The sequence below is a fragment of the Streptomyces sp. NPDC051315 genome, from assembly GCF_044455165.1.
In the GTDB taxonomy this organism is placed as follows: Bacteria; Actinomycetota; Actinomycetes; order Streptomycetales; family Streptomycetaceae; genus Streptomyces.
Genome location: NZ_JBITEN010000051.1, coordinates 1 through 3665, shown reverse-complemented (window position 1 = coordinate 3665; position 3665 = coordinate 1). Strand labels below are relative to the sequence as shown.

Below are 3665 nucleotides of genomic sequence, written 5' to 3'. Positions count from 1 at the left end.
GAGGCGCAGGGCCGCCGCACCTCCCGTCTGCGGGTCTCCCACGCTTTCCACTCGCCGCTGATGGAGCCGATGCTGGCGGACTTCCGTCAGGTCGCCGAGGGCATCGCGTACGCCGCCCCGTCGATCCCGGTCGTCTCCAATGTCACCGGGCGCGTTGCCGCAGACGGTGAGCTGACCACGGCCGAGTACTGGGTGCGGCACGTCCGCGAGGCCGTCCGGTTCGCCGACGGCATCACCACCCTGGCAGGGAAGGGCGTCACCCGGTTCGTCGAGCTGGGCCCCGACGCCACCCTGACCGCACTCGCCCGGAACTGCCTGCCGGACACCGACGGGCTGCTGTTCGTGCCCACCCTCCGCAAACACCGCGACGAGGTGGACACCGTCCTGGAGGGTGTCGCCACCGGTCACGCGACCGGGATGGCGGTCGACTGGGCGTCGATGATCGGCTCCCGGGCCACGGAGGGCGTGGAACTCCCGACCTACGCCTTCCGACACGAGCGCTTCTGGCCGCAGACGAAGCGAGTGCGGACCGCGGAGCAGGCCGAGGGCGCCGGAATCATCAGCGGTGCCGAGTCCTGGGACATGGTCGACCCCGCGGACTCCCTCGAACTGGCGAACGCTCTCGGCATCGGTGCGGAGGTCGTCGAGGAGGTCGTGTCGGGTCTCGCCGCACAGCGGCGGGAGCGAGCTCTGCGCGCCGAGCAGGACGGCTGGCGGTACCGCGTCACCTGGGAGCCGGTCAGCCTGCCCTTCGCGGCCGGCGGCACCGGACGATGGCTGGTGCTCCACCCGGAGAACGGATCGGCAGCACTCGACACCGTCGTCGAGGCACTGCCCGGCTGCCTGCCGTTCGCCGTCCCCGCGACCACCGACCGGGCTTCCCTGGCCCGCGCCCTCGGCAGGGCGGTCCGCGGCGACGCGGTCGCCGGAGCGGTCGTCCTGCCCGACTCGCTGGCCGGGGCCGTCACCGTCGTTCAGGCGCTCGGTGACACCGGAACGACGGGTCCCGTCTGGTGCGTCACCACGGGCGCCGTGACCACCGGGTCGCCCACGGAGGGCACCCTGAGCCCCGAACAGGCCGCCGTCTGGGGGTTCGGCCGGGTGGCGGCCCTGGAACTCCCCGACCGGTGGGGCGGATTGATCGACCTGCCGCCGGCGCCCGACGCGCAGACGGCCGGCCTGCTCGCCGCGGCGATCAACTCCGCGGACGAGGACCAGCTCGCGCTGAGGGCCGACGGGACCTTCGCCCGCCGCCTCCGCGAGCATCCGGCCCCCCGCATCGGGACGGCCGCGACCGGCTGGAGGTCGCCGCAGCGCGTGCTCGTCACCGGCGGCACCGGCGCGCTGGGCGGACACCTGGCCCGTTGGCTCGCCGAGCGGGGTGCGCGGGAGGTCGTGCTCACCAGCCGACGCGGCCCCGACTCCCCGGGCGCGAGTCGACTCGTGGAGGGGATACGTGCCGCGGGAGCGGAACACGTGCTCGTCGAACGGTGCGACATGGCCGACCGTGACGCCGTCGCCGCGTTGCTCGGACGGCACCGTGTCGACGCCGTCTTCCACGTCGCCGGGGTGCCCGACCACATGCCCATCGACGACGTCGACGACGCTCACCTGGCCGACGTGTGGTCCGCGAAGGCCGTGGGCGCGCTGTACCTGGACGAGTTGACGCGAGGGTGGGGACTGGAGGCGTTCGTGGTGTTCTCGTCCATCGCCGGTGTGTGGGGCAGCGGACGGCAGAGTGTGTACGCGGCGGCGAACGCCGGCGCCGATGCGGTGGTGGAAGCGCGTCGTGCGCGGGGCGAGGCGGGCCTTTCGGTGGCCTGGGGCCCGTGGTCGGGCGGAGGAATGGTGTCGAGCGTGGGTGCGCGGGAGTTGGAGCGTCGCGGTCTGCGGGTGATGGAACCGGCCCGGGCCCTGATGGGCCTGGGGCGTGCGCTGGACGCGGGGGACGCCACGGTCGTGGTCGCGGACGTGGAGTGGGAGCGGTTCGTCCCCGCCTTCACCGGTCGCCGGCCCAGCCCGTTGCTGACCACCCTCCGCACCCGCGGTGCCGCCGGCAACGACGGCAACGACGGCACGACACAGAGCAGGACGGAGAGCGCGTCGGCCCGTGCGGCCGGGACTTCGCGCGACCGCCTGGTGCGGCGCCTGGCCGACCGGCCCGAGACGGAACGGCGCCGAGCCCTGCGCGAGCTCGTGCAGGAACGGGCGACACTCGTGCTCGGCCGGTCCGCCGACCGTGCCGTACACGTCGACCGGCCCTTCAAGGACGTCGGGTTCGACTCCCTCACCGCGGTCGAACTCCGCAACGCGCTCAGCACCGAAACGGGCCTGCGGCTGCCCCCTTCCCTCGTCTTCGACCACCCCACCCCGCGTCACCTCGCCGATCACCTCCATGACGAACTCTTCGCGCAACCCGCGTCGGCCACCGGTCCCCGCGCGGCGGCGGCCGAGCCGGACGAGGACCGCCTCCGCGATCTCCTCGTGACCATTCCCTACGCCACATGGCGAAAGAGCGGCCTGCTCACGACCGTGCTCGCCCTGGCCGAAACCACGGCGGCGGCCGGGGACCGCGCGGCGGGCACACCGCCCCGGGACGACGCCGACGCCGAAGCCATCGGCGCCATGGATGTCGACGCCCTCGTCCAGCTGGCCCTCGGCGACGCCTCGCCCTGAGATCCGGCGTCGCCCCGCCCTCCGCGCCGTGCCGCCCGCGCCGCGTCCGGCCGGCGTGATTCCCACCCGCTTCCCGTCCGCCCGAGTACGGACCACCCACCCGTGGAGATGAGCATGTCCACCTCCGAGGAGCGCGTCGTCGCCGCGTTGCGCGCGTCCCTGCTCGAGAACGAGCGCCTTCGCCGGCACAACGAGGAACTCCTCCGGACGGCGAACGAGCCGATAGCCATCGTCGGCATGGCCTGCCGCTACCCGGGTGACGTCACCAGCCCGGAGGACCTCTGGCGGCTGGTCGACGCCGGCGTCGACGCCATGACCCCGTTCCCCGCGGACCGGGGCTGGGACCTTGAGGGCCACGCGCCGTCGACCACGACGGACCACGGCGGGTTCGTCTCCACGGCAACAGAGTTCGACGCCGGGTTCTTCGGCATCTCGCCGCGCGAGGCGCTGGCCATGGACCCCCAGCAGCGGCTCGTCCTGGAGACATCCTGGGAGGCGCTCGAACGCGCGGGCCTCACCGCCGCGTCCGTACGCGGAAGCCGCACCGGCGTGTTCATCGGCTCCAGCAACCAGAACTACGGAGCCGACACGGGCCAGGAACTGCCCGAAGGGATCGAAGGACACCTCCTCACCGGCAACGCGGCCAGCGTGGTGTCGGGCCGGGTGTCCTACGTCCTGGGCCTGGAGGGACCGGCCGTCACGGTCGACACCGCGTGCTCGTCGTCCCTGGTGGCGCTGCACCTGGCGGTCCAGTCCCTCAGGGCGGGGGAGTGCGACCTCGCGCTCGCGGGCGGTGTGACCGTGATGTCCACCCCCGACGTCTTCACGGAGTTCGCTCGCCAGGGTGGTCTGGCGGGTGACGGTCGGTGCAAGGCGTTCGCGGAGGGTGCGGACGGTACGGGGTGGGGTGAGGGTGTCGGTGTGCTGCTGGTGGAGCGGCTGTCGGATGCGCGGGCGCGTGGTCACCGGGTGCTGGCGGTGGTGCGGGG

General features: G+C 73.5%; 2 protein-coding genes. Both read left to right on the top strand.

Features of this window, described 5'->3' with window-relative positions:
* The coding region (locus ACIBBD_RS38730) for a type I polyketide synthase (RefSeq protein WP_399424714.1) at positions 1-2676 on the top strand (2676 nt) is incomplete at its 5' end.
* Positions 2677-2790: 114 nt separating this feature from the next.
* Positions 2791-3665 (top strand): beta-ketoacyl synthase N-terminal-like domain-containing protein (locus tag ACIBBD_RS38725; protein WP_399424712.1); only part of this gene is annotated, 875 nt, incomplete at its 3' end.